The organism is Microbacterium gorillae (assembly GCF_000826185.2).
In the GTDB taxonomy this organism is placed as follows: domain Bacteria; phylum Actinomycetota; class Actinomycetes; order Actinomycetales; family Microbacteriaceae; genus Microbacterium; species Microbacterium gorillae.
On sequence record NZ_LN648871.1, the window covers coordinates 74,114 to 96,710 of the forward strand.

A 22,597-nucleotide genomic window follows, 5' to 3' on the forward strand; every position below is an offset into this window, starting at 1 on the left:
CCCGCCGTGCCCCCCACGGTGGGCGATTCGCCGTCCCGCGGGCTGTCCCGCCGTGCGCTGTTCGGTCTTGCCGGTGCGGCCGGTCTCGTGCTGGGGGCGGGCGGCGGCAGCGCCGTCACCGCCGCTGTCACCGGTTCCCGCACGGCGGGCGGCGCGGGCGGTGGCGTCCACCCCTTCTACGGCGAGCACCAGTCCGGGATCGCCACGGAAGTGCAGGAGCACTTGCACTTCGCGAGCTTCGACATGATGGCGCGCACGTCCCGGGACGACCTCATCGAGCTGCTGCAGGACTGGTCGTACGCGGCCGCCCGGATGACGCAGGGGCTCGAGGTGAGCGCGAAGGGCGCGGTCGGCGGGTCGCCGCAGGCCCCGCCGGATGACACCGGGGAGGCGCTCGGCCTGCCGGCGAGCGCGCTGACGATCACGTTCGGCTTCGGCCCGACGCTGTTCACGAAGGACGGGGAGGACCGCTTCGGGATCGCCGCTCGGCAGCCGACGGCGCTGAAGCGGCTGCCCGCGTTTCTCCGTGATGACCTGATTCCGGAAGCCAGCGACGGCGACCTGTTCATCCAGGCGTGCGCGGACGACCCGCAGGTCGCGGTGCACGCGATCCGCAACCTCAGCCGCATCGCGTTCGGGCGGGCGTCGATCCGGTGGTCGCAGCTCGGGTTCGGACGGACGTCGAAGACCACCGTCGACCAGTCCACGCCCCGCAACCTGTTCGGATTCAAGGACGGCACCGCGAACATCCTCGCCGAGGACACGTCGGCGCTGGCCGAGCACGTCTGGGTGAAGGGGGGCGACCAGCCCTGGCTCGTCGGGGGCAGCTACCTCGTCGCGCGCAAGATCTCCATGACGATCGAGACGTGGGACCGGGTCCGCCTCGCCGAGCAGGACCGCGTGGTCGGCCGCGCGAAGGGCAGCGGCGCGCCGCTGTCCGCGCCCGACGGTGCGGAGACCGCGGAGCCCGACTTCGCCACCACCGGCGAGGACGGCAAGCCGCTCATCGACGAGGTGAGTCACGTCCGCCTCGCGCACCCGGACCTCAACGGCGGCATCCGCATGCTGCGGCGCGGCTACAACTATGTGGACGGCAACGACGCGCTCGGCAAGCTGTCCGCGGGGCTGTTCTTCCTGGCGTTCCAGCACTTGCCGGAGGACTTCATCACGGTGCAGCGCTCGCTCGCGAAGGACGCGATGGGCGAGTACCTGGTGCACATCGGCTCTGGCCTCTGGGCGGTGCCACCCGGCGCCGCCGAGGGCTCCTACGTCGGTGCCGGCCTGTTCGCATAGGCAGAGTTTCCGGGGATGCGCGGGGTCAGAGCCAGCCGTGGCGCTGGGCGGCGACAGCGGCCTCGGTCCGCGTCGTCGCGGACGTCTTGCCGATCGCCGCGGACAGGTGATTGCGGACCGTGCCGACCGACAGGTGCAGGTCGGCGGCGAGCTGGCGCACGGTCGCTCCGGTGAGCGCACCACGGAGGACGTCCCGCTCCCGACCGGTGAGAGGATTGGCGCCGGCGAGCGCGTCCTCCTCGGCGACGCTCGGGTCGATCACGCGGAGCCCGGCGTGCACGCGCCGCACGACGGCGGCGAGCTGATCGGCGGGGGTGTCCTTCACCACGAACCCGGACGCGCCCGCCGCCAGAGCCCGGCGCAGGTACCCGGGCCGGCCGAAGGTCGTCACGATCACACTGCGGCAGGGGAGTCCGGATGCGGTCAGCCGCGCGACGACCGCGATCCCGTCGATGCCGGGCATCTCGATATCGATCAGCGCCACGTCGACGCGGTGGTCTCGGACGAGGTCGACCACGTCGGTTCCGTCGCCGGTCTCGGCGACGACCTGCAGGTCCGGTTCCATCGACAGCAGCGCGGCCATCGCGCCGCGGATGAGGGCCTGATCGTCGGCGAGGAGAATGCGCAGGGGCTCGGTCACGGGACACTCACCGCCACGGTCGTGCCGGGACGGAGAGCGCCGGGGTGTGCCGGACCGACGCACACTGTTGCGCCGACCGCATCGGCGCGCTCGCGGAGACCGGTCAGGCCGTTTCCCGGTGCGGTGGAGCCGACGCCGTCACCGTCGTCCGTGACCGTCAGCGTGCGCGGGTCCCAGCCGATGCGCACCGACGCCGCGTTCGCGTGCCGGACGACGTTCGTGGTGAGCTCGCGCAGCGCGGCGACGAACAGGGCGCCCTCGGGTGGGGCGTCGGGATCTCCGTCGGCGGAGACCGCCAGACCCGCGGCCTCCAGGGCCCGCCGCGAACCCTCCAGCTGTGTGGCGAAGTCCGTGGTCCGCAGCTCCGTGACGGTGCCGCGGACGTCGGCGAGCGCGGACCGGGCGAGTTCGTGGACGTCATCGAGTTCGCGCACGGCGGCGTCCGGGTCGCTGCGGACCAGGCGCCGGGCGAGGTCGGTCTTCACCGAGATCACCGTGAGGGAGTGGCCGAGGATGTCGTGCACGTCGCGCGCGAAGTCGGCGCGTTCCCGGACCCGCGCCAGTTCGGTGCGGATCGCCTCGTTTCGGGCCTCGTGCTCGGCATCCAACCGCATGACGAGCACGAACGTGGTTCCGGTCGCGACCCCGATGCCCAGTCCCCAGCTGTTCCCGAGATGGAGGGTGGCGCTGAAGATCGCCGATCCGAGCACCGCCACCGCGACCCCGATCCCGAGAACGAGCCCGGGGATCAAGGACATGTGAAAGGCGATCACGCTGAGGACGAACGGCGTGACGGCGGCGACGTTCCACCCGATCGCCGGGACGGCCGGCAGGATCGCCCCGACCAGCAGGGCCACCCAGATGGCGAGGTTCACCCCGAGGGGCCATCGGGCGAACAGGCGCGGGCGGCGGAAGGCCAGCACGAACACGACCGCGAAGACCGCGATCGCGGCCCAGGCCAGGAGACGTTCGGTCCACGTGGCGGGCAGGATCGCGGTCAGGATCGCGGGGATCGCCAGGAACACCAGCCACAGCGCCGCAGACCGGTATTCCGGCGTCTCGCGCTGCCCCGTCCCGGCGTCGAGCATCACTGCCGCCGGGTGCCGCGGCGAGCGGTGTAGACGGCGGCGATGGCGAAGATCACGGTCCATGCTCCCACGTTGAGCAGCAGCTGCCACAGTTCGTCGGAGTCGGTGCTCGGGCCGTTCGCCGCAACGAGAACCCCCTCGGTCTGGGGCCAGCGGGCGAGGCCGACCAGTCCGTACAGCGGCGTCCAGCGGCCGATGTCCAGCAGCACGCCGGACAGCGGGACGAAGAGGTTGCCGAAGAAGGCCAGCACCACGAGGATTCCGGACGCCGTGCCGACGGCGGACTCGGAGCGGAACAGCTGCCCGATCGTCAGGCCGTAGAGGGCGAAGACGGCCGAGCCGAGGACGACGATCGCGCCGGTGGCGAGCCAGAGCCACGGCTCGTCGAACTTCGAGCCGACCAGAGCACCGGCGAGGTAGACCACGACCACCGGGAGGACGGCGATGACGAGGGCCACGGTCACCTTGGACAGGACGTACTGCGGTCCGCGCAGGGCGGTGAGGGCGAGCTGGCGTCCCCATCCGTGCGAGCGCTCGACGGCCGCGGACCCGGCGATGTTCGTGGTCGCGGTGACCGCGCCGTACAGGGCCATCGAGATCATCAGGTACGACGACACGTTGCCGTGCCCGACCGGGTCGTCGCTGTAGTCGGACAGTCCGCCGAACATCAGGAACAGCGCGGTCGGCAGCACGACGATGAAGAACATGCTGGAGATCATCAGCGCGTGCCGACGGAGGTCGTAGGCGGTGTAACCGAGGACGTTCACGGCCATGTCAATTACCTTCCCGAGAGGTGAGAGCGATGAAGGCCTCGTCGAGGCCGGCCGGGGTGATGTCGACGTCGGTGGCGCCGACGGTGCCGAGCAGGTGCAGCGCGACCGGGTCTGCGTCCGCGGTGACGATCGTGTGCCGGCCCTGGTCGACGCTGTGTCGGCCGTCGATGGGGCGGCCGAGCGTGGCGCTCACGACGGCGAGCGCGGCGTCGGCGGAGAAGTCCGCCGGGGGCGTGAAGCGGATCGTCTTGGTGGCGATCGTCGACTGGATCTCGGCCACGGGGCCGTCCGCGACGATCCGACCGTCGGCGACGAGGACGATGCGCTCGGCGAAGTCCTGGGCCTCCTCCAGGTAGTGCGTGGCGAAGATGACCGTGCGACCCTCGGCGGCGCGCTCGTGCATCGTGGCCCAGAACTCGCGCCGGGCGGTCACGTCCATCCCGGCGGTCGGTTCGTCGAGGATGAGGATGTCCGGGTCAGTGAGCAGTGCGAGCGCGAACCGCAACCGCTGCTGCTGGCCGCCCGAGCACTTCGACACGCGTCGGTCCGCGAATTCCAGCGCCCCGGCTCGCCGCAGCGTCTCCTCGACGGGAAGGGGATGGGCCTGGACCTTCGCGATCATCGCGACGGTGTGCCGCACGGTGAGATCGGGGAGCAGCCCGCCGGTCTGCAGGACGGCGGAGATGTGTCCGGCGCGGACCGCGCTCTCCGCGTTCATCCCGAGCACCTCGACGGTGCCGGACGTGGGAGCGGTGAAGCCCAGGACCATGTCGAGCAGTGTCGTCTTGCCGGCGCCGTTCGGACCGAGGAGGGCGAGCACCTCGCCGCGGCGGACGTCGAGGGTGATGCCGCGGACGGCGTGGACCGTGCCACCGCGACTCGGGAAGGTCTTGGTCACGTCGCGGAGGCTGAGCGCCGGAGCGTCCGGGTGCGGGCGGGAGTTCATGGTTCCATCGTGGCGACCTCTGCGCGTGCGGACCTAGGCCGAACGTCACGATTGTGCCGGGACTGTTCGGCGTCCCCCGTCGGGCGTACCGTCAGGGCATGGTGCAGGAGACGGTCGTGGGTTGGCTCATGGCGGGTGATCCCGCGGTGCAGTGGCAGGTCGAGCGTGACCTGCTCGACGCACCGCCGGACGTCTGGCAGGACACTCGCGCGCGTGTCGCGACCGAGGGCTTCGGCGCGCGGCTTCTCGCTGACCAGGACGATGACGGCCAATGGGCACGGGGCGCCCGCTTCCCGGCCCGCTACTTCGATTCGCCGGAGCGGGAGGCCCACGCCCAGCCGTTCACGGCCACAACCTGGGTGGGGCAATGGGCGGGCGGGGCGTTCTTCCCGGCCGGCTTCTTCGATTCGCCGGAGCGGGAGGCGCCCGGGCAGCCGTTCACGGCCACAACCTGGGTGCTGAAGGACCTGCGCGAGTGGGGCGTGGGCGCGTCTGCACTGGGCGACACCGCCGAGCGCCTGCGTCGCAACTCGCGCTGGGAGTACGAGGACCGGCCGTACTGGGACGGCGAGGTGGACGTCTGCATCAACTCGTTCACGCTCGCGACCGGGGCGTGGCTCGGCGTGGACGTGCGGGCGCTGGCGCAGTGGTTCGTCGAGCACCGGCTCGCCGACGGCGGCTGGAACTGCGAGGCGGAGGAGGGGGACTCGGTCCGCTCGTCGTTCCACTCGACGCTGAACGCGGCGCGCGGACTGCTCGCCTACGAGAGGACGACGGGCGATGTGAGCGTGCGCGCGGCGCGTCATGGTGGCGAGGAGTACCTGCTCAGCCGATGGCTGCTGAGCCGCGCGTCGACGGGGGAGCCGGTGGGGGCGTTCGTGTCCGAATTCCGGTACCCGAATCGGTACCGCTACAGCGCGCTCGCGGCCCTCGATCATTTCCGGGACGTCGCGCAGGAGGAAGCGACCGCGCCCGACCCGCGGATGGCGGACGCCGTCGGACTCGTCCGGTCGAAGCGGCAGGCGGATGGACGCTGGCTGCAGGACGGCGAGATGCTCGGCCGCGTCCGGTTTCCCGTGGACGGCGCGGATGGCGAGCCGTCGCGCTGGCTGACGCTGCAGGCCCTCCGCGTGCTCCGCTGGTGGGACGAGGCTGAGAGTTCGACGGGAGCCGGGGAATAGATTCGCGGGGTCCGCGTTACAGGAGTTATATTCATCTGAATAGAACGCGAGGAGCGATCATCATGAGCGAGAGCCAGACCTGGCCGGGTATGCAGTTCGGACTGATGTCCGTGTCCGACATCACCCAGGACCCGACGACCGGACGCACGCCGTCCGAGGGGGAGCGCATCGCCGCGGCCGTGACGATGGCCAAGCACGCCGAGGAGGCGGGGCTGGACGTCTTCGCGATCGGCGAGCACCACAACCCGCCGTTCTTCTCGTCCTCGCCGACGACGCTGCTGGCCTACATCGCCGCGCAGACCGAGCGCATCATCGTGTCCACCTCCACGACGCTGATCACCACGAACGACCCGGTGAAGATCGCCGAGGACTACGCGATGCTGCAGCACCTGTCCGGCGGCCGCATGGACGTCATGATGGGGCGTGGCAACACCGGTCCGGTGTACCCGTGGTTCGGCAAGGACATCCGCCAGGGTCTGCCGCTGGCGCTGGAGAACTACAACCTGCTGCACCGCCTCTGGCGTGAGGACGTCGTGGACTGGGAAGGCAAGTTCCGCACCCCGCTGCAGGGCTTCACCTCGACGCCGCGTCCGCTCGATGACGTGCCGCCGTTCGTCTGGCACGGTTCGATCCGGACACCCGAGATCGCCGAGCAGGCGGCGTACTACGGCGACGGGTTCTTCGCGAACAACATCTTCTGGCCGGCCGAGCACTACCAGCGCCTGATCGGGCTGTACCGCCAGCGCTGGGAGCACTACGGTCACGGCGCTCCGGAGACCGCGATCGTTGGCCTCGGTGGTCAGGCGTTCATTCGCAAGAACAGCCAGGACGCCAAGAACGAGTTCCGGCCGTACTTCGACAACGCGCCGGTCTACGGTCACGGTCCGTCGATGGAGGACTTCACGAAGATGACGCCGCTGACCGTCGGCTCGCCGCAGGAGGTCATCGACCGGTACGCCGGGATGCGCGACCTGTTCGGCGACTACCAGCGTCAGCTGTTCCTCATGGACCACGCCGGTCTGCCGCTGAAGACGGTGCTCGAGCAGATCGACATCCTCGCCGAGGACGTCGTGCCGGTGCTGCGCAAGGAGCTCGCGGTCAATCGTCCGGCGAGCGTTCCGGATGCTCCGACGCACGCTCAGCTGGTGGCCGCCAAGTACGGTGACCAGGCTCCGCGGCAGAGCGTGCCGTCGGCCAACCGTGGGGACAACCTCACCGACGGCTCGCCCTACCAGGACACCGCCGCGGTGAACGACGCCAAGCCCGGGTCCGCGTTCGGCGCGGCCGCGACGCGGAAGTGAGGCTGCGATGAGCACGCGGACCATCGCCGTCGTCCCGGCGGGGCTGTCGAACCCGTCATCGACGCGCATGCTGGCCGATCGGATGTCCGCCGCCGTCGTGGCGCGGCTCGCCGAGCGGGAGATCGACGTGACGGTCGAGACGTTCGAGCTGCGCGACTTCGCGCACCAGATCACGGACAACATGCTGACCGGGTTCGCGCAGCCTGAGCTGCAGGCGATGATCGACACCGTCACGGGCGCGGACGCGCTGATCGTGGTGACGCCGATCTTCTCGACGAGCTACTCGGGGCTGTTCAAGTCGTGGATCGACGTGCTCGATCCGGATTCGCTGACCGGGAAGCCGGTGTGGATCGGTGCGAACGCCGGCACGGCTCGCCACTCGCTCGCGATCGACTACGCGGTGCGGCCGTTGTTCGCGTACCTGCACGCCGACACGGTCTCGTCGGGTGTGTTCGCCGCCTCGAGCGACTGGGGCGCGAAGGCCGATGATGTCGCGCCGCTGTCCGCGCGGGTCGAGAAGGGTGCGCGGGAGCTTGCGGAGGCGATCGCCGCGCGAGAGCCCGTCACCGAGCTCGACCCGTACGACCCGGCCAGCTACCTCGGAAAGGGGCAGTCGTTCGGACACCTTCTGGGTGGTCTTGCGGGGGAGTGATCCCGACTGTCGCGGCCGCGTGGACCTCGGTCCCCGCGGCCGCTTCGTCGTTCCGTGAGGGGCCGTCGTTCCGTGAGGCGGGCCCGTCACGGCCCGGTCATCGGAGCCGTCTCGCGTTCCCGTGGGGTGCGTCGCCGTGCGGGGCGTTAGGTGAGCGGCTGCGAGTCGGAACGTCGGTCCTTGCGTGGTACGGGTGGCCGTCTTCCGTTCCAGCGTTGTCGCGTTCTTTTCGCTTAAGACGACACGGGTTGTCGGGGTGGTTCGGTTCACCTGTCGGGGCACGGATTGCGAGGTGGTTGCGTCGGGTGCGCTCGCGGTGGTGTGGGTGCGTTGGGTTCGGCGCTTCGGGTTTCGGCGGGGTTGCGTTTTCGGCTTAAGACCGCCCGTCACGGATCGGCTCTCGTCGCCGGCTCGCGTCCCTGAGGTGGCCACCACCCCACCGGTTGCCATCCCGTCGCCGGTCACCGTCCCGTCACCGATCACGATCCCGATACCGGTCGCGATCCCGGTGACGAGCCCATTTCCGGGCGCTAGGCGAGCACCAGCGGGTCGAACCGTCGGGAGGTGCTGGGCGGGCGTGGTGTGGACGGAGTTCTCCCTGGACATCACGCACCCCGCTTCGGCAGTCCTGCGGCCCTCGGGCCGGTAGGTTGCCAGGATTGTGTGGTGTCGATCCAGTCGGGTGGTCGTACTTCGGGGACGCCGTCGTTCATCCGGATGTCCCACCCCATGCGGTCGATGAATCGGTGGTGGTGCCAGCAGATCAGCACCCCGTTATCGACATCCGTTTCACCGCCCCTGGACCATTCCTTCACGTGGTGGATCTCGCACCACCGGGCCGGGGTGTGGCATCCCGGGATCACGCAGGACCGGTCCCGGACGGTGATCGCTCGCCGCTGGTCGGGGGAGAAGAAGCGCTTGTCGATGGTGAGCTTGACGATCCGTCCGTTGGGGGCGGTGGTGAGGTGTTGGATGGTGCCACAGCATCCGACGTGCTTCGCCGCGGCGAACGGCACCGGCACATCCGTGCCCGTCGCATCGGCTCCGGGGATCGTGGCCCACCCCTGTCCGGCACGAACGGTGTCTTCGGTCGCGTGGATCACGAGGACAGGTGCGCCGCCACCGTTGGTCGGCATGTCGGGAGCGTTGGGGACGGCGGCGAGGATGGTGCCGAGGGCGTCGTGGTTGCGTTGCGCCATGCTCCGCGCATCCGCGTTCTCGTCGGCTTCGTCCGAGGGTCGGAACTTCACGCCCGCGGGCTGGCCGTGGGGGTTGTTGATCGAATCCAACAACACCGACAGTGCACCCGCGACATCCGGGACGAGTTGACCTGAGACGGGCACGAGCCCGTTCCGCTTGACGCCGAGCCGCAAGGCCCGACCCTGGAAAGCCTTCTCCTCTTCCGCCTCAGCGCCGGTGATGTCGAGGTCTGTGGCCAGGCGGAGGGAGAGGTCGCGGAGCGTGTCGCACATCACCGGCGCACCGGTCGTCGTCGTCATCGCCGCGAGAACCTCATCGATCTCCGCGAGGTCGGCCGCGTCGACGCGATCCTTGATCTCCCGCAGAGGACGGGTCGCGGCTTCAAGACCGTCCGCCCCGATCGCTCCTGTGGTGAGTGCTTCGCGCAGGGCCGGGAACTCGGCCGGCCGCACCTCACCCGAGGAAAGGGTGCGCTCCGGCTTCACGACGGCGGCGAGTCGGCTCCACCGCTTGACGGTCGTGGGGGCGGCACCGGTGGTGCGTTGCAGGACTTCGTTCGCAGACCGGCAGTCGGAGGAAACGTCGAAGCGCTCCGCCGTGGCGGAGCGCTTCTCGATCACACCGGTGCCGATCACCAGGGTCGCTTCAACCTGCCGATACAGGTCCCCGACCCCGATCAGGAACCCGAGCATGTCGTCCCGGTCGGCCGTATCGAGGGTGCCCGAAACCAGGATGGAACGGAGGTCAGCGACGGCGTGAGCCATCGTCTCCCGGGTCCGTTCCATCGTGGTGTTCATAACCCATATTTTACGCCGGGGCGCCGACATTGGGCGGTGGATATCCCAGGCTGTGGATGGATTTGGGCCTGTGGAGATGAGGTTTCTCTCACCCCGATCCCGCCACGCACGCCACTGCGTTTCGTCTCGCTGACGGCCGCTCAACGGCCGGGCCGGCGGACCGCGAACGGGCCGTGAGCCGGCGTCCGGAACGCACCATCCACCGGGCCGTCTTAAGCCGAAAAACCCAGCCCCCCGACGCCCCGAACAGCGGCAGCAACCGCACCCCCGCACGGCCGAGCGCACCCGACCCACCCCCCGGATCCGAGCGCCGATACGCCGACGGAACCACCCGCGAAACCCGTGTCGTCTTAAGCCGCAGGAAACCCACCCCGCAGAGAAGTCGAAGCGCGTCGGAATCCGAACCCCCGCCCGCCCCACCCCATGCGCAGACGGACGAACACAACCGGGGCAAAAACGCCCGCCCCCCGCATTGCTACGCTCGACGCACGACGGGGGAGGGCGATATGCCGGTGGTCGAAGCGCGGGTGCACGTCGATGTGAGCCCGAAGATCGCCTTCGCCGTCTCCCAGACGACGGGCGAAACGCGCAAACGCTGGGACGTCTTCATCCACGAGCAGCACTTCCTCGACGGTGCCACCGCGGCCGGCAAGGGGGTCCGCACCTTCACCCGCCAGCGCTTCGGCCCCGCGATGGTGAGCCGCTACGTCTCCTACGCCCCGCCGACCAACGTCGGCATGACGATGGAACGCGGGCCGTGGTTCTTCGCGAAGATGGGCGGCGGCTGGCGCTTCACTCCGGACGGGGACGGCACCCTCGCGGTCTGGAAGTACAACTTCGCGTGCCGTCCCGCGTGGCTCGCGCCGATCGCGGAATGGCTCGGCGCACGCATCCTCGGCCGTGAGATCCGCGCGCGCATCGCCGGATTCGCCCGCGGCTGCGCGGACCCCACCGTCCTCGCGGAGGCCGAACGCGCCGTCCGGAGGTGACGGGCACCGTCAATAGGCTGGTGCCATGTCCCGCACCGTGATCGCCCTCCGTTTGGTCGTGCCCGCGCTCTGGCTGGGACTCATCATCGGCCTGGCGTTCCTGGAGGCGCCGCTGAAGTTCCAGGCACCGGGAATCACGACGGCGCTGGGGCTCGGCATCGGCCGCCTGGTGTTCTTCGCGCTCGAGATCGCAAGCTGGGTCCTGCTGCTCGTGATGAGCGTCCTCGCCCTCCGCCGTCCGCGCATCAGTCGGACGGATTGGATGCTGCTCGCGGTCACCTGGGTCGTCATGGCGGTCCAGACGTTCGTGGTCCGCCCGCCGCTGAACGCCCGCAGCGACATCGTGATCGCCGGGGGAGACGCGGGCGATTCCGTCCTGCACTACGCGTACATCGTGACGGACGTCGCCCTCGTGGTCCTCCTGGTCTGGATCATCGTTCGGGGTGCCCGGAACCTCGTGCTTCCGGACGCGCGCGCCGAGCGCGGCGCGTGACGACGAGGTCGACCACCAGGCCCAGGCCGACCGCTACCGCGACCGACACCAGCACCGCGATGACCGGCATACCCGGCACGAGGCTCGCCACCACCGCGCCGATCACCGCCTGATAAGCCGCCCATGCCGTCGCCGCCACCAGCAGCAGCGGCAGGTACTTCCGCCACCGCAGCCGCGTCGCGCCGGCGGCGAGATTCACCGCGAGCCGCGCGAACGGGACGAATCGCGCTGTGAAAAGCACCGTGGCGGCGCCGGAGTCCAGGCGCCCGCGAGCCCAGGTGATCGCGCCGGACACCCGCGGGCCGCGCAGCCACCGCCAGCGATCCAGGCCCACCGTCCGACCGACGAGGTAGCAGCAGACGTCGCCGAGCACGGCGGCCAGCGCTGCGCACCCGATCACCGCCCACAGTGGCGGACGCTCGGCCACCGCGGCGACCGCGCCGAGCATCGTCACGGCGACCTCGCCCGGAACGACCACGAGGAACGCGTCCGCGAACACCAGCACGGACATCGCGATCAGTCCCCACGGTCCCGACACGGCGCTGAGCAGCTCATCAACCAGCACACGACCACGCAAGCACGCGTACGGCATACGGCAGGCACCGCGGCGGTGTCCGGCCGACGGGCAACGGATGAACAGTCGCCGTCCGAGACCGATTCGGCACGATGCAGGCCCCACGCTCCCGCACGCTGGAGGCGTGAGAGTCGCGATCATCACCGAGTCCTTCCTCCCGCACATGAATGGCGTGACCCGCTCCGGCCTGGAGATCGCCGCCCACCTCGACACCCACGGCCACGAGGCGCTCATCATCGCGCCGGCCGCACCCGGCACCCCCACGGCCGTCGGTCGGACGCGTGTCGTCGCGGTCCCATCGGTTCCGCTGCCCGGCTACGCCAGCGTGCGGGTCGGCGCCGCCTCGACCGCTCGCATCACGCGCATCCTGGACGCGTTCGCGCCGGACGTCGTGCACTTGGCCTCGCCGTTCGCGCTCGGCTGGCGCGGCGTGCAGGCCGCCGGACGTCTCGGCCTGCCGGTCGTCGCGGCGTACCAGACCGACGTCGTCGCCTACGCCGAGCGGTACCGTCTCGGAGCCACTACGACGCTCGCCGAGGCGCACATCACGCGCCTGCACCGCCGTGCCACCCTCACGCTCGCGCCGTCCACGGCGTCCGAGCGCCAACTGCGGGAACTGGGTGTCGACCGGGTCCGGCGCTGGGGACGCGGCGTCGACACGGGCCGCTTCGATCCCGCCCACCGCTCCGAAACCTGGCGCACCACGTACGCGCCCGGACAGGTGGTGATCGGCTACGTCGGTCGGCTTGCCGCTGAGAAGCAGGTCGCGGACCTCCACGCCGTCGGCGCGATCCCCGGCACCCGACTGGTGATCGTGGGCGACGGCCCGGAGCGCGCGGCGCTCGAGCGCGCGCTCCCGGACGCCGTCTTCCTCGGCCACCGGGACGGGGCCGAACTGGCGACCGCGATCGCGTCGTTCGACGTCTTCGTCCATCCCGGCGAGAGCGAGACGTTCGGTCAGACGCTGCAGGAAGCCCATGCCAGCGGCGTGCCCGTCGTCGCGACGGGTCGTGGGGGACCCGTCGACCTCGTCCGATCGAGTAACGACGGCTGGCTCTACCGTCCGGGCGACCTCGCGGACCTCCGTGCCCGCGTGCTCGACCTCGTCGGCGATGAGAGCAAGCGCCGGGCCTTCGGCGCCGCCGGGCGTGCGGCGGTCGCCGGGCGGTCCTGGACATCCGTCTGCGACGACCTCCTGGACCGCTTCGCCGAGGCGCGGGACCTGCAGACGGTGGACGCGCAGCGCCGGGCACCCCGGACCGTCCGTCCGGAGCCGCGGCCGTCCGCATCGCCGCGCCGGTGGCGATCGTTCATCGCGCTGGGCGACTCGCTCACCGAGGGCCTGTGCGATCCCGGCGCGGACGGGCAGTTGCGTGGTTGGGCGGATCGCCTGGCCCTGCTGCTCGCGTCGCGGGACGGCCTGGACTACGCCAACCTCGCGGTCCGCTCCCGCCGCGTCCGTGATGTGGCGGGGGAGCAGCTGTCCGCCGCGCGCCGGTTGCACCCGGACCTCGTCGCGATCCTGATCGGCGCGAACGATCTGGCCGGTGTTCGTGCGGACCCGACCGTGCTGGCGGCGAGCCTCGAGGACACCGTGCGGCGTCTGCGGGCGGACGGCGCCGACGTTCTGCTGGTCACGCCATTCCTCCCCGGCCACCGCGCCGCGGGCGTCTTCTCCCGACGCTTCGCACGGTTCGCCACAGCCGTGGTCGGCATCGCCGAGCGCACCGGCGCGATCCTGCTGGACACCGACCTGACGCCCGAACTCGCCGAGCCGGGCCACTGGGGCGCGGACCTCGTCCACCTCAGCCCGCGCGGACACCGACTCCTCGCGTATCGTGCGGCCGAGCGTCTGGGTGTCCCGGACGCATCCGTGCTCGCGGGCCTGGACGACGCGTTCCACGACGGCGCTCCTGCGCCGACGCGGGCGGCGTGGTGGCGGGAGCATGCGCTGCCCTGGGCCTGGCGTCGGGTGCGCGGTCGCCGCGCCGGCGACGGGCTGACCGCGAAGCATGACCGTTACATCCACCTGCGCCCGTCCACCCCGCGCCGCACCCGATCCGACGCCTGAGCTGCGCCCGCACGAATGTCCGTGGCCGGGCGCACACTGGAACCTGCGGCGCCGACGCCGACGAACGGAGAAACCGATGGACATCAAGATCGAAGTCGTGTTCGTCCCGGTCACGGATGTGGACCGGGCCAAGCAGTTCTACGTCGAGGGGCTCGGCTTCCACGCCGACTACGACGAACGGCCCGACGAGAACACTCGGTTCGTACAGCTCACCCCACCGGGCTCGGCCTGCTCGATCGCGATCGGTGAGGGGCTCGGCCGGAACATGGCGCCCGGCAGTCTCGAGGCGGTGATGGCGGTGATCCCGGACGCGGACGCGTTCCTGGCGGACGTGCGATCGCGGGGCGTCGAGGCCGACGGCGTGGACGAGCAGGCCTGGGGGCGCTTCGTCACACTGCGCGACCCGGACGGCAACCTCTGGACCTTCCAGCAGCTGCCGGTGTGGTCCGCCGGGGGAGAAGCCGCCGGTTCGGACGTCGCCGCCGGCTGACCGGGTCAGGCCTCGGCGCGCCCGAAGCGCGCCAGGCAGTGCCACACCTGCTTGAGCGTCTGGGGGTCGTGAGCGCCGGTGGCGCGCGCACGGCCCAGGACGGCCGGCGTCAGCATGCCGTCCTCGGCCACCCGGGGGGCGAGCGCGACCACCGCGGCTCCGCGGTAGTCGGCTCGCTCAATCAGGTCGGCGGCCGCCAGCGCATACCCCGGATGCCAGCGAACGACGAGGCCGGACCGCTCGGCAGCCTCTGCCAGCGGCGTGCCACGGTGCGACGGGTCAAGCACGACCGCCGCGGTTTCGTCCGGCACGGCGATCCCGGCGTGCACGTGGCACTCGACGTAATGATCCAGCGGATCCTCGGGCCGGTCGGCGACGAACTGCGGCCATGGCGCACAGCGCTCCGCGACGCCGAACGTGGAGGGCGAGGCGCCGCTGTCGGGGTACGCGAAGCTGGTCCGAAGGTTCACCTCCGGTCGGAGGACGAGATAGGCGGAGCCGAACCGGGGTGCGGCACCATACGGATCGACACCGTCCCACGCGCCGCCGTACACCGGCCGTTGCCTCGGATCGACGTCGTCGTACGCTCCGTCGAAGAGGCGCTGCTCCCATGACCACCGATCGCCGCCCGATCGAGCGGTGAGTCCGCCGTTCCCGGTCCCGGTCGCGAACTGCGACACGTACGTACCGTCGGCGACTATCCGTTCCAGGACGGGCGCTCCGTCGACGCCGACGTCCGGGTGGAAGTGGAGCACGACGCGGACGTTCTCCGGGAGCGGGGGACCGTCGACGGCGCGCCGAGCGACGAACGCCAGTGCCCGTGCCGCAGCAGCGGGCAGCCGGCGTTCGTCCACGGGTGTCAGCCGGACTTGCGGCGGAACTGCCGCTTGGCTCCCGCGGCGCCGTGCGCCTCGGTGACTGCGCCCTTGCCGTCGAGGTGTGACTCTCCGGCGCCGTTGTGCTGGGCGTTCTTCTTCTCGAGCGCTTCGCGGAACTTCCGCTTGACGTCGTCGGCAGCGTCGTTCTGTTCGGACATGCCGTCAGCCTAGCCGGATGCCATGCGCCGCATCGGACCTCGGACGAGCAATTCAGAACCGGACGCCAGGATTCCCGCGATCAGCTCGGATTCACCTCGCGCTGATAGCATCGTGGAGGCGCCCGCCGTGGGCGCCGCACAACTGAACACCGATCGGAGCAGGCCCGGCAGGAAGCTGGTCCCCTGTGGTGGGTTCCCCGTCAGCAAGCCGGGTGGTCTTCTACTGGTGGCCAGCGCAGGCGAGTCCGGCGATGTCCGCACGCGCCCATATCTGTCTGCTCTGCTCCTTCGAGGAACACTCGCCCGCCATACGGGTGGACGAGTCAAAACAAAGAAGGAGAGACCTCTTGGAAGGTCCTGAAATCACCGCCGCCGAGGCCGTTCTCGATAACGGTCGCTTCGGCACCCGCACGATCCGCTTCGAGACGGGTCGCCTCGCGCAGCAGGCACAGGGTGCCGTCGCCGCGTATCTCGATGGCGAGACCATGCTCCTGTCGGCCACGAGCGCGGGCAAGCACCCGCGTGAGGGCTTCGACTTCTTCCCGCTGACCGTCGACGTGGAGGAGCGCTCCTACGCCGCCGGCAAGATCCCCGGTTCGTTCTTCCGTCGTGAGGGCCGTCCCTCGACCGAGGCGATCCTTGTCTGCCGTCTGATCGACCGCCCGCTGCGTCCGTCGTTCGTCGACGGCCTCCGCAACGAGGTCCAGATCGTCGTCACCGTCCTCTCGATCGCTCCGGGTGAGTACTACGACGCCCTCGCGATCAACGCCGCATCGGCCTCGACGCAGATCTCCGGTCTGCCCTTCTCCGGCCCGATCGCCGGTGTGCGCCTCGCCCTCATCCCGGGCCACGGCGACCACGCCGACCAGTGGGTCGCGTTCCCGAACGTGGAGCAGGTCGAGCAGGCCGTCTTCGACCTCATGGTCGCGGGCCGCGTGGTCACCAAGGCCGATGGCACGCAGGACGTGGCCATCATGATGGTCGAGGCCGAGGCCACCGAGAACAGCTGGAACCTGATCCGCGGCGGCGCCGTCAAGCCGAGCGAAGAGGTCGTGGCCGGTGGCCTCGAGGCCGCGAAGCCCTTCCTCAAGCAGCTCGTCGAGGCGCAGGCCGAGATGGCTCAGCACTCGTCGAAGGAGCCGGGTGTCTACCCGGTCTTCCTGCCGTACGAGCAGGCGACGCTGGACTTCGTCTCCAAGAGCGCGTTCGCGGACCTCGAGAAGGTCTACCTGATCGCGGACAAGCAGGAGCGCCAGGCCGCCGATGACGCCGTCAAGGACCGCGTCAAGGCCGAGGTCGCCGCTGCCGTCGAGGCGGGCGAGCTGCCCGAGTCGGCCAACGGTGAGGTCTCCGCCGCCTACAAGTCGGTCACCAAGAAGATCGTCCGCGGCCGCATCCTCGACGAGGGTGTCCGCATGGACGGCCGTGGGCTGGCGGACATCCGTCCGCTGGACGCCGAGGTGCAGGTCATCCCGCGCGTGCACGGTTCCGCGATCTTCCAGCGCGGCGAGACCCAGATCCTGGGTGTCACCACGCTGAACATGCTCAAGATGGAGCAGCAGATCGACTCGCTCTCGCCCACGACGAGCAAGCGCTACATGCACCACTACAACTTCCCGCCCTACTCGACCGGTGAGACCGGCCGCGTGGGCAGCCCGAAGCGTCGCGAGATCGGGCACGGCTTCCTGGCCGAGCGCGCGCTCGTGCCGGTGCTGCCGACCCGCGAGGAGTTCCCGTACGCGATCCGTCAGGTCTCCGAGGCCCTCGGCTCGAACGGTTCCACCTCGATGGGCTCGGTCTGCGCCTCGACGCTGTCGCTGCTGAACGCGGGTGTGCCGCTGCGCGCCCCCGTCGCCGGTATCGCGATGGGTCTGGTCTCGGACGAGGTCGACGGTGAGACGCGCTACGCCGCGCTGACCGACATCCTCGGCGCCGAGGACGCCCTCGGTGACATGGACTTCAAGGTCGCCGGTACCAGCGAGTTCGTCACGGCCCTGCAGCTGGACACGAAGCTCGACGGCATCCCGTCGTCGGTCCTCGCCGCCGCGCTGCAGCAGGCGCACGACGCCCGCACGACGATCCTCGGCGTGCTGAACGCCGCGATCGATGCTCCGGACGAGATGGCTCCGACCGCCCCGCGCGTGATCTCGGTGCAGATCCCGGTCGACAAGATCGGCGAACTCATCGGCCCGAAGGGCAAGACGATCAACGCGATCCAGGACGAGACCGGCGCGCAGATCTCCATCGAGGAGGACGGCACCGTCTACATCGGCGCCACCGACGGCCCGTCGGCCGAGGCCGCGCGTGCGCAGGTCAACGCGATCGCCAACCCCACCAACCCCGAGGTCGGCGAGCAGTTCCTGGGCACGGTCGTGAACCTGCGCGACGGCCTGGGCGCCTTCGTTTCGCTCCTGCCGGGCAAGGACGGACTGCTGCACATCAGCGAGGTCCGCAAGCTCAACGGTGGCAAGCGCGTCGAGGACCTCGGCAGCGTGCTGTCGATCGGTCAGAAGATCCTGGTGCGCATCACCAAGATCGATGACCGCGGCAAGCTGTCGCTCGAGCCCGTGCTCGAGGAGACCGAGGCTCCGGCCGAGGAGGCCGCTCCCGCCGCGGAGTGATCCTCGTCACCTCATCGAACGCCCGTCCCGCGCAAGCGGGGCGGGCGTTCGCCGTGATGGGATCGTGACCACCAATTTGACGTTCTGCGGCCAATCGGCACCGATGTCAGGAAATTCGTGCCTACTCTTGTGGAAAGGTCATTCCATTGTGTATGGCCAGGGGATCTTTGGGGGAGATGATGCAGACGCCCGGCGCCACCGAATCGGTGCCGACGCGCGTCATCGCTGAGGCCCACCCCTCCGCTCCGCTGCCGACCCAGGGCCCCGCCCTCGGCGCCAGCGTTCGCGTCCCGCTGGGCGAATCCGGTCTTCGCATCTTCCCGTTGATCCTCGGCGGCGCCGAGTTCGGCTGGACCGTCGATCAGGAGCACGCCTTCGCGATCATGGATCGCTACCGTGAGCACGGCGGCAACGTCGTGCACACCGCTGACGGCTTCGCCAGCGGGCGCAGCGAGTACATCATCGGAAAGTGGCTGGAATCGCGCGCAGCCCGCGACGACACCGTCGTCGCGATCCGGGTCGGCACCCACCCCGACCACCCGGGGCTCGGTTCGGTCAACCTCGTGCGCGCGGTGGAGGCATCGCTGACCCGCCTGGGCATCGATCACATCGACGTGCTCTACCTGGACGGCACCGACACCGTCACGCCGACGGAGGACACCCTGGCGACGGCGGAGTGGCTCGTGGAGTCCGGCAAGATCCGGGCGCTGGGCGCCTACGGTTTCCGTGCGGAGCGCCTCGTCGAGTCCCGCATCCTGTCTTCCGCCGGCTATCCGCGCATCACGGTGCTGGACGTTCCCTACAATCTGCTTCGCCGTGAGGACTACGAGGGGGACGTCCGCCTCGTCGCGAACGCGCAGTCCCTCGCCGTGACCCCGTCCCACGCGCTCGCGCACGGCTTCCTCTCCGGCATCCACCGTTCCCGCAACCGGTTGCAGGGCACGCGCGGCGTGCAGCTGCTGGGCGGGTTCAACCGACGCGGCACGAAGCTGCTGAAGGTGCTGGACGGACTGGGCGCCGAGCTGGGTGTGCCGGACGCCGCGATCGCGATCGCCTGGCTGCGCGCGCAGCGCAACGTCGTCGCGCCGATCGCCAACGCCTACGCACCCGGGCATGTCGACGAGCTCGTGCAGGGCGTCGGCGTCTCGCTGGGGCGCGCGCAACTGGCCGATCTCGCCCGCGCCACCGCCTGACCGACACGGTGTCGGACCCCACGATAGGGTGGGAATGTCCCCCGACCGGCAATGAAGGCAGAGATTGTGACGCACTACATCTACCTCGTCCGGCACGGTGAGCAGCAGGATGCCGAGCACGGACTCGACGACGGGCCCCTCTCCGCACGGGGCGTGCGGCAGGCCGAGGCGATCGCGGAACGCCTGTCCGGTGTGCCCCTCGACGCCGTCTGGCACTCGCCGTTGGTGCGGGCCTCGGAGACGGCGAAGGTGATCGCTTCGCGGATGCCCTCCGCTGATCCGCGACCGTCTGCGCTGCTGTTCGACTGCGTTCCCAGCGGCATGACGCCGGAGACACCCGCGGGCTACGAGTCGTTCTACGGTTCCGTCACGGAGGCGGAGATCGAAGCCGGGCACGCGCAGATGGAGGACGCCGTGGGGGAGTTCCTGGTGCGCAAGCCCGGGGACGTCCACGAGCTGCTCATCACGCACAACTTCGTCATCGCGTGGTTCGTCCGTGAGGTGCTGCAGGCGCCGGAGTGGCGATGGATGACGCTGAACCAGGCCAACTGCGGGCTGACCGTGCTGGCCCAGCGGCAGGGGCGCCCGTGGACGCTGCTCAGCCACAATGATCTGGCCCACCTGCCCTTCGAACTGCGCACCGGTCTGCCGGAGAACCCCCTCGTCTGAGCCGTGCACGCCGCGCCGTAGGATGGTGAGCATGGCCACGCGCGTCGCCCTCGTCGGGGCATCCGGAAAGCTCGGCGGGATCATCCGTCGCGTCGTCGACGACCTGGACGGGTTCGAGGTCGCCCGCACCCTCGGCTCGCGGGACTCCTTGGACGTCATCGCGGATGTCGACCTCGTGATCGACGCCAGCACGCCCGGTGCCTCGATGGACGTCGTCCGCACCGCCGCCGCGGCGGGGGTCAACGCACTCGTGGCCACGAGCGGGTGGTCGGCCGAACGGATCGCTCAGGTCCGCCCCGAGGTCGAGGCCGCCGGAATCGGGTTGGTGATCATCCCGAACTTCTCGCTGGGCTCCGTGCTCGGCACCGCGCTGGCGACGATCGCCGGGCGGTTCTTCGACAGCGTCGAGATCATCGAATCGCACCGTGACACCAAAATCGACTCGCCCAGCGGCACCGCCGTCCGGACGGCCGAACTGGTCGCCGAGGCACGCCGGACGCCCGTGTCCGCGCCGCACACCGACCAGCGCGCGCGCGGTCAACAGGTCGCCGGTATCCCCGTGCACTCGCTGCGCCGCCCCGGGGTGATCGCGCGCCAGGAGGTGCTGCTGTCCGGACCGGGTGAGACGCTCTCCCTCGTGCACGACACCGTCGACTCCGCAGCCGCCTACGCGCCGGGCATCCGCATCGCCGTGCGCGCCGCGGTCGACGCCTCCGGCATCGTCGTGGGGCTGGACCACTTCATCGACCTGGGGCTGCGTGCTTCGGAGGCTCAGGCGTGAGGGCACGCGTCGGCGTCATCCTGATGACGCTGGCCCTGGCGCTGTACATCGGTCTGGTCGGTCAGCGGGCCTACCTGATGCTGACCACGGGCGACACGATCGCGATCATCATGGGTGTGGCACTGATCGTGCTGCCGCTGATCGCGATCTGGGGCATCGGACGGGAGCTGCTGTTCGGCCGGCAGGCCGAGAAGCTCGGCTCCCGGCTCGAAGCCGAGGGCGGGCTGCCCCCGGAGGAGGTCAACACCTATGCCTCCGGTCGCGTGCACCGGGAGGACGCCGATGCGCTGTTCCCGAAGTACCGGGCCGAGGTGGAGCAGCACCCGGATGACTGGCGCACCTGGTACCGCCTCGGACTCGTCTACGACGGCGCCGGCGACCGCCGCCGCGCACGGGACGCGATCCGCCGCGCCATCCGGCTCAGCCGGTCGGCCTGACCCGGCTCATTCCGCAGCGGGGAGGGCGTCCGCGATCGCGGCGTCGGCGTTCGGCAACGCCCAGGGGTAGCCGGCCGCGTCCAGGACGGCGGGACGGACCCGCGCGTCGGTGAGCAGCAGTGCGTCCGCCGCCTCGCCGAGAGCGCCGCGCAGCGCCCACGCCGGAGCCCGGAGGACGTACGGTCGATTCAGGTGCCGCGCGAGGTCGAAACCGATGTCATTCGCGGTCGTCCGGGTCGGGGAGACGAGGTTCACCGGGCCGGTGAGGCCGTGCTCGATGATGTGCCGGACCGCGCCGACGACGTCCGGCAACGAGATCCACGGCCAGACCTGAGTGCCGCGACCGAGTGGCCCCGACAAGCCCGCTCGCGTGAGCGCGATCAGCGGCTTGAGCACCCCGTCCGGGTGGACGACCGGTGCCGTGCGCAGCAGGGTGACCGCGGCGGTGTCGGCGGCCCGCCGGGCCGAGCCCTCCCACTGCTCGCACAGATCGGAGAGGAAGCCGCGTCCTCGCCGCGAGGATTCGTCCACCACCCCGGCGGGCGCGGACCCGTACCAGCCGACCGCTGAAGCCGAGAGGAAATGCGGTGCGTCCGCGCCCAGCATCCCGACGGCGGCGGCGAGCGTGCGGGTGGGGGACAGCCGGGACCAGAGCAACTCGCTCCGGTAGTGAGCGGTCCACGGGAGGCGACCGATGGAGGCGCCGTTCAGACCGATGACGGCGCGTGCCCCGGCCAGCGCGTCCGGGTCGAGTGGGCCGGTGGGGTCCCACTGCACCTCATCCGCTGCCGCCGGTGTGCGCCGCACGAGGTGGGTGACGGTCACGCCGTCCGCGCGCAGAGAAGAGGTGAGGGCGCGTCCGATGAGTCCGGACGCGCCCCCGATGACGACGCGGTCGCCGGCCGTGAGACCGAGCTCAGGCAAGCGTGGCTTCCAGCGTGATGTCGATGCCGGAGAGCGCCTGCGAGACCGGGCAGCCGGCCTTGGCTTCGGCGGCGATGCGCTGGAAGTCCTCCTCGGACAGCCCCGGGACGTCCGCATTGAGGTTCAGGTGGCTTCCGGTGATGCCGGTACCGGGCTGGAAGGTCACCGACGCCGTCGTGGAAAGCTTCGTCGGCGGGGTGCCGTTCTCACTCAGCGCGTGCGAGAGCGCCATCGAGAAGCAGGCGGCGTGCGCGCCGGCGAGCAGTTCCTCCGGAGTGGTCGTGCTGGATGAACCCTCGCTGCGGGCCTTCCAGTTGACGTCGAACGTGCCGACGTGCGAGGTGTCCAGGGACACGGTTCCGGACCCTTCGGCGAGGGACCCGCTCCAGACGGTGGTGGCTTCGCTCGTGACGGACATTTTTGTCTCCTCCCGATGGGGTTCAGTGTT

Annotated in this window: 23 protein-coding genes; 13 read left to right on the forward strand and 10 right to left on the reverse strand. The window is 70.4% G+C overall.

What is annotated here, in order from left to right:
* Window positions 1–6: 6 nt before the first annotated feature.
* Entirely contained in the window at window positions 7–1,293 is a 1,287-nt protein-coding gene (efeB, locus tag BN1193_RS01355; protein WP_230206374.1) for an iron uptake transporter deferrochelatase/peroxidase subunit, read from the forward strand.
* A 25-nt stretch (window positions 1,294–1,318) separates the two neighbouring features.
* On the opposite strand, the gene BN1193_RS01360 is transcribed toward efeB, so the two are convergent.
* Genes BN1193_RS01360 through BN1193_RS01375 form a run of 4 tightly spaced genes read right to left on the reverse strand, consistent with a single transcriptional unit; the run spans window position 1,319 to window position 4,740 of the window.
* Window positions 1,319–1,933: a response regulator transcription factor gene (locus tag BN1193_RS01360; RefSeq protein WP_040163385.1), complete on the reverse strand. Its 615-nt coding sequence runs from the start codon at window positions 1,931–1,933 to the stop codon at window positions 1,319–1,321.
* Window positions 1,930–3,021 carry a sensor histidine kinase gene (locus BN1193_RS01365; protein WP_052460322.1) on the reverse strand — a complete coding sequence of 364 codons (1,092 nt, stop codon included), beginning with the start codon at window positions 3,019–3,021 and terminating at the stop codon, window positions 1,930–1,932. The genes BN1193_RS01360 and BN1193_RS01365 overlap by 4 nt, the downstream gene beginning before the upstream one ends.
* The gene (locus tag BN1193_RS01370) at window positions 3,021–3,794 is read right to left on the reverse strand and encodes an ABC transporter permease (protein ID WP_040163387.1); all 774 of its coding nucleotides are present in this window, start codon (window positions 3,792–3,794) and stop codon (window positions 3,021–3,023) included. The genes BN1193_RS01365 and BN1193_RS01370 overlap by 1 nt, the downstream gene beginning before the upstream one ends.
* Window position 3,795: 1 nt before the next feature.
* The gene (locus BN1193_RS01375; protein WP_040163390.1) at window positions 3,796–4,740 is read right to left on the reverse strand and encodes an ABC transporter ATP-binding protein; all 945 of its coding nucleotides are present in this window, start codon (window positions 4,738–4,740) and stop codon (window positions 3,796–3,798) included.
* A 98-nt stretch (window positions 4,741–4,838) separates the two neighbouring features.
* On the opposite strand from BN1193_RS01375, the gene BN1193_RS01380 reads away from it, so the two are divergent.
* From BN1193_RS01380 to BN1193_RS01390, 3 genes are all read left to right on the forward strand, one after another.
* Window positions 4,839–5,921 carry a hypothetical protein gene (locus tag BN1193_RS01380; protein WP_040163643.1) on the forward strand — a complete coding sequence of 361 codons (1,083 nt, stop codon included), beginning with the start codon at window positions 4,839–4,841 and terminating at the stop codon, window positions 5,919–5,921.
* An 89-nt stretch (window positions 5,922–6,010) separates the two neighbouring features.
* Window positions 6,011–7,222, forward strand: a complete 1,212-nt coding sequence (locus tag BN1193_RS01385) for an LLM class flavin-dependent oxidoreductase (RefSeq protein WP_407662081.1) — start codon at window positions 6,011–6,013, stop codon at window positions 7,220–7,222.
* A gap of 7 nt (window positions 7,223–7,229) precedes the next feature.
* Window positions 7,230–7,874, forward strand: a complete 645-nt coding sequence (locus BN1193_RS01390) for a CE1759 family FMN reductase (protein ID WP_040163394.1) — start codon at window positions 7,230–7,232, stop codon at window positions 7,872–7,874.
* 605 nt (window positions 7,875–8,479) lie between these two features.
* Here the strand turns inward: BN1193_RS01390 and BN1193_RS01395 are convergent.
* On the reverse strand, window positions 8,480–9,871 hold the full coding sequence (locus BN1193_RS01395; RefSeq protein ID WP_040163397.1) for an HNH endonuclease signature motif containing protein: 1,392 nt from the start codon (window positions 9,869–9,871) through the stop codon (window positions 8,480–8,482).
* 506 nt (window positions 9,872–10,377) lie between these two features.
* On the opposite strand from BN1193_RS01395, the gene BN1193_RS01400 reads away from it, so the two are divergent.
* On the forward strand, window positions 10,378–10,860 hold the full coding sequence (locus tag BN1193_RS01400) for an SRPBCC family protein (RefSeq protein WP_040163400.1): 483 nt from the start codon (window positions 10,378–10,380) through the stop codon (window positions 10,858–10,860).
* 25 nt (window positions 10,861–10,885) lie between these two features.
* Window positions 10,886–11,353: a hypothetical protein gene (locus BN1193_RS01405; protein ID WP_040163403.1), complete on the forward strand. Its 468-nt coding sequence runs from the start codon at window positions 10,886–10,888 to the stop codon at window positions 11,351–11,353.
* Here the strand turns inward: BN1193_RS01405 and BN1193_RS01410 are convergent.
* Window positions 11,292–11,918, reverse strand: coding sequence for a DedA family protein (locus BN1193_RS01410; RefSeq protein ID WP_052460339.1), 627 nt, complete (start codon window positions 11,916–11,918; stop codon window positions 11,292–11,294). The genes BN1193_RS01405 and BN1193_RS01410 overlap by 62 nt on opposite strands.
* A gap of 133 nt (window positions 11,919–12,051) precedes the next feature.
* Between BN1193_RS01410 and BN1193_RS01415 the strand changes: the two genes are divergently transcribed.
* Window positions 12,052–13,998 carry a glycosyltransferase gene (locus BN1193_RS01415; protein ID WP_040163409.1) on the forward strand — a complete coding sequence of 649 codons (1,947 nt, stop codon included), beginning with the start codon at window positions 12,052–12,054 and terminating at the stop codon, window positions 13,996–13,998.
* Between the two features lie 76 nt (window positions 13,999–14,074).
* Window positions 14,075–14,488, forward strand: coding sequence for a glyoxalase superfamily protein (locus BN1193_RS01420; RefSeq protein WP_040163412.1), 414 nt, complete (start codon window positions 14,075–14,077; stop codon window positions 14,486–14,488).
* 5 nt (window positions 14,489–14,493) lie between these two features.
* Here the strand turns inward: BN1193_RS01420 and BN1193_RS01425 are convergent, their stop codons facing one another.
* Together BN1193_RS01425 and BN1193_RS18110 are read right to left on the reverse strand one after the other, a co-directional pair.
* The gene (locus tag BN1193_RS01425) at window positions 14,494–15,342 is read right to left on the reverse strand and encodes a DUF3626 domain-containing protein (RefSeq protein WP_040163415.1); all 849 of its coding nucleotides are present in this window, start codon (window positions 15,340–15,342) and stop codon (window positions 14,494–14,496) included.
* Between the two features lie 5 nt (window positions 15,343–15,347).
* The gene (locus BN1193_RS18110; RefSeq protein ID WP_094770212.1) at window positions 15,348–15,524 is read right to left on the reverse strand and encodes a DUF5302 domain-containing protein; all 177 of its coding nucleotides are present in this window, start codon (window positions 15,522–15,524) and stop codon (window positions 15,348–15,350) included.
* Between the two features lie 347 nt (window positions 15,525–15,871).
* On the opposite strand from BN1193_RS18110, the gene BN1193_RS01435 reads away from it, so the two are divergent.
* From BN1193_RS01435 to BN1193_RS01455, 5 genes are all read left to right on the forward strand, one after another.
* On the forward strand, window positions 15,872–18,145 hold the full coding sequence (locus BN1193_RS01435) for a polyribonucleotide nucleotidyltransferase (RefSeq protein ID WP_040163418.1): 2,274 nt from the start codon (window positions 15,872–15,874) through the stop codon (window positions 18,143–18,145).
* Between the two features lie 176 nt (window positions 18,146–18,321).
* Window positions 18,322–19,338, forward strand: coding sequence for an aldo/keto reductase (locus tag BN1193_RS01440; protein ID WP_040163420.1), 1,017 nt, complete (start codon window positions 18,322–18,324; stop codon window positions 19,336–19,338).
* A gap of 66 nt (window positions 19,339–19,404) precedes the next feature.
* The gene (locus BN1193_RS01445; RefSeq protein WP_040163422.1) at window positions 19,405–20,007 is read left to right on the forward strand and encodes a histidine phosphatase family protein; all 603 of its coding nucleotides are present in this window, start codon (window positions 19,405–19,407) and stop codon (window positions 20,005–20,007) included.
* Window positions 20,008–20,038: 31 nt separating this feature from the next.
* Window positions 20,039–20,788, forward strand: a complete 750-nt coding sequence (gene dapB, locus BN1193_RS01450; RefSeq protein ID WP_040163426.1) for a 4-hydroxy-tetrahydrodipicolinate reductase — start codon at window positions 20,039–20,041, stop codon at window positions 20,786–20,788.
* On the forward strand, window positions 20,785–21,225 hold the full coding sequence (locus tag BN1193_RS01455; RefSeq protein WP_040163429.1) for a hypothetical protein: 441 nt from the start codon (window positions 20,785–20,787) through the stop codon (window positions 21,223–21,225). The genes dapB and BN1193_RS01455 overlap by 4 nt, the downstream gene beginning before the upstream one ends.
* A gap of 6 nt (window positions 21,226–21,231) precedes the next feature.
* Here BN1193_RS01455 and BN1193_RS01460 read toward each other — a convergent pair whose 3' ends face one another.
* Together BN1193_RS01460 and BN1193_RS01465 are read right to left on the reverse strand one after the other, a co-directional pair.
* Window positions 21,232–22,149, reverse strand: coding sequence for a TIGR01777 family oxidoreductase (locus tag BN1193_RS01460; RefSeq protein ID WP_040163432.1), 918 nt, complete (start codon window positions 22,147–22,149; stop codon window positions 21,232–21,234).
* Window positions 22,142–22,567 (reverse strand): OsmC family peroxiredoxin, encoded by a 426-nt coding sequence (locus BN1193_RS01465; RefSeq protein ID WP_040163435.1) that lies wholly within the window; start codon window positions 22,565–22,567, stop codon window positions 22,142–22,144. Before BN1193_RS01465 ends, BN1193_RS01460 begins: the two co-directional genes overlap by 8 nt.
* Window positions 22,568–22,597 lie beyond the last annotated feature (30 nt).

Excerpts from the sequence above, each read along its gene's own strand:
- BN1193_RS01365 (WP_052460322.1), bottom strand. The coding sequence starts at position 3,021 with ATGCTCGACGCCGGGACGGGGCAGCGCGAGACGCCGGAATACCGGTCT.
- BN1193_RS01370 (WP_040163387.1), bottom strand. The coding sequence starts at position 3,794 with ATGGCCGTGAACGTCCTCGGTTACACCGCCTACGACCTCCGTCGGCAC.
- BN1193_RS01375 (WP_040163390.1), bottom strand. The coding sequence starts at position 4,740 with ATGAACTCCCGCCCGCACCCGGACGCTCCGGCGCTCAGCCTCCGCGAC.
- BN1193_RS01380 (WP_040163643.1), top strand. The coding sequence starts at position 4,839 with ATGGTGCAGGAGACGGTCGTGGGTTGGCTCATGGCGGGTGATCCCGCG.
- BN1193_RS01385 (WP_407662081.1), top strand. The coding sequence starts at position 6,011 with ATGCAGTTCGGACTGATGTCCGTGTCCGACATCACCCAGGACCCGACG.
- BN1193_RS01390 (WP_040163394.1), top strand. The coding sequence starts at position 7,230 with ATGAGCACGCGGACCATCGCCGTCGTCCCGGCGGGGCTGTCGAACCCG.
- BN1193_RS01395 (WP_040163397.1), bottom strand. The coding sequence starts at position 9,871 with ATGAACACCACGATGGAACGGACCCGGGAGACGATGGCTCACGCCGTC.
- BN1193_RS01400 (WP_040163400.1), top strand. The coding sequence starts at position 10,378 with ATGCCGGTGGTCGAAGCGCGGGTGCACGTCGATGTGAGCCCGAAGATC.
- BN1193_RS01405 (WP_040163403.1), top strand. The coding sequence starts at position 10,886 with ATGTCCCGCACCGTGATCGCCCTCCGTTTGGTCGTGCCCGCGCTCTGG.
- BN1193_RS01420 (WP_040163412.1), top strand. The coding sequence starts at position 14,075 with ATGGACATCAAGATCGAAGTCGTGTTCGTCCCGGTCACGGATGTGGAC.
- BN1193_RS18110 (WP_094770212.1), bottom strand. The coding sequence starts at position 15,524 with ATGTCCGAACAGAACGACGCTGCCGACGACGTCAAGCGGAAGTTCCGC.
- BN1193_RS01440 (WP_040163420.1), top strand. The coding sequence starts at position 18,322 with ATGATGCAGACGCCCGGCGCCACCGAATCGGTGCCGACGCGCGTCATC.
- dapB (WP_040163426.1), top strand. The coding sequence starts at position 20,039 with ATGGCCACGCGCGTCGCCCTCGTCGGGGCATCCGGAAAGCTCGGCGGG.
- BN1193_RS01465 (WP_040163435.1), bottom strand. The coding sequence starts at position 22,567 with ATGTCCGTCACGAGCGAAGCCACCACCGTCTGGAGCGGGTCCCTCGCC.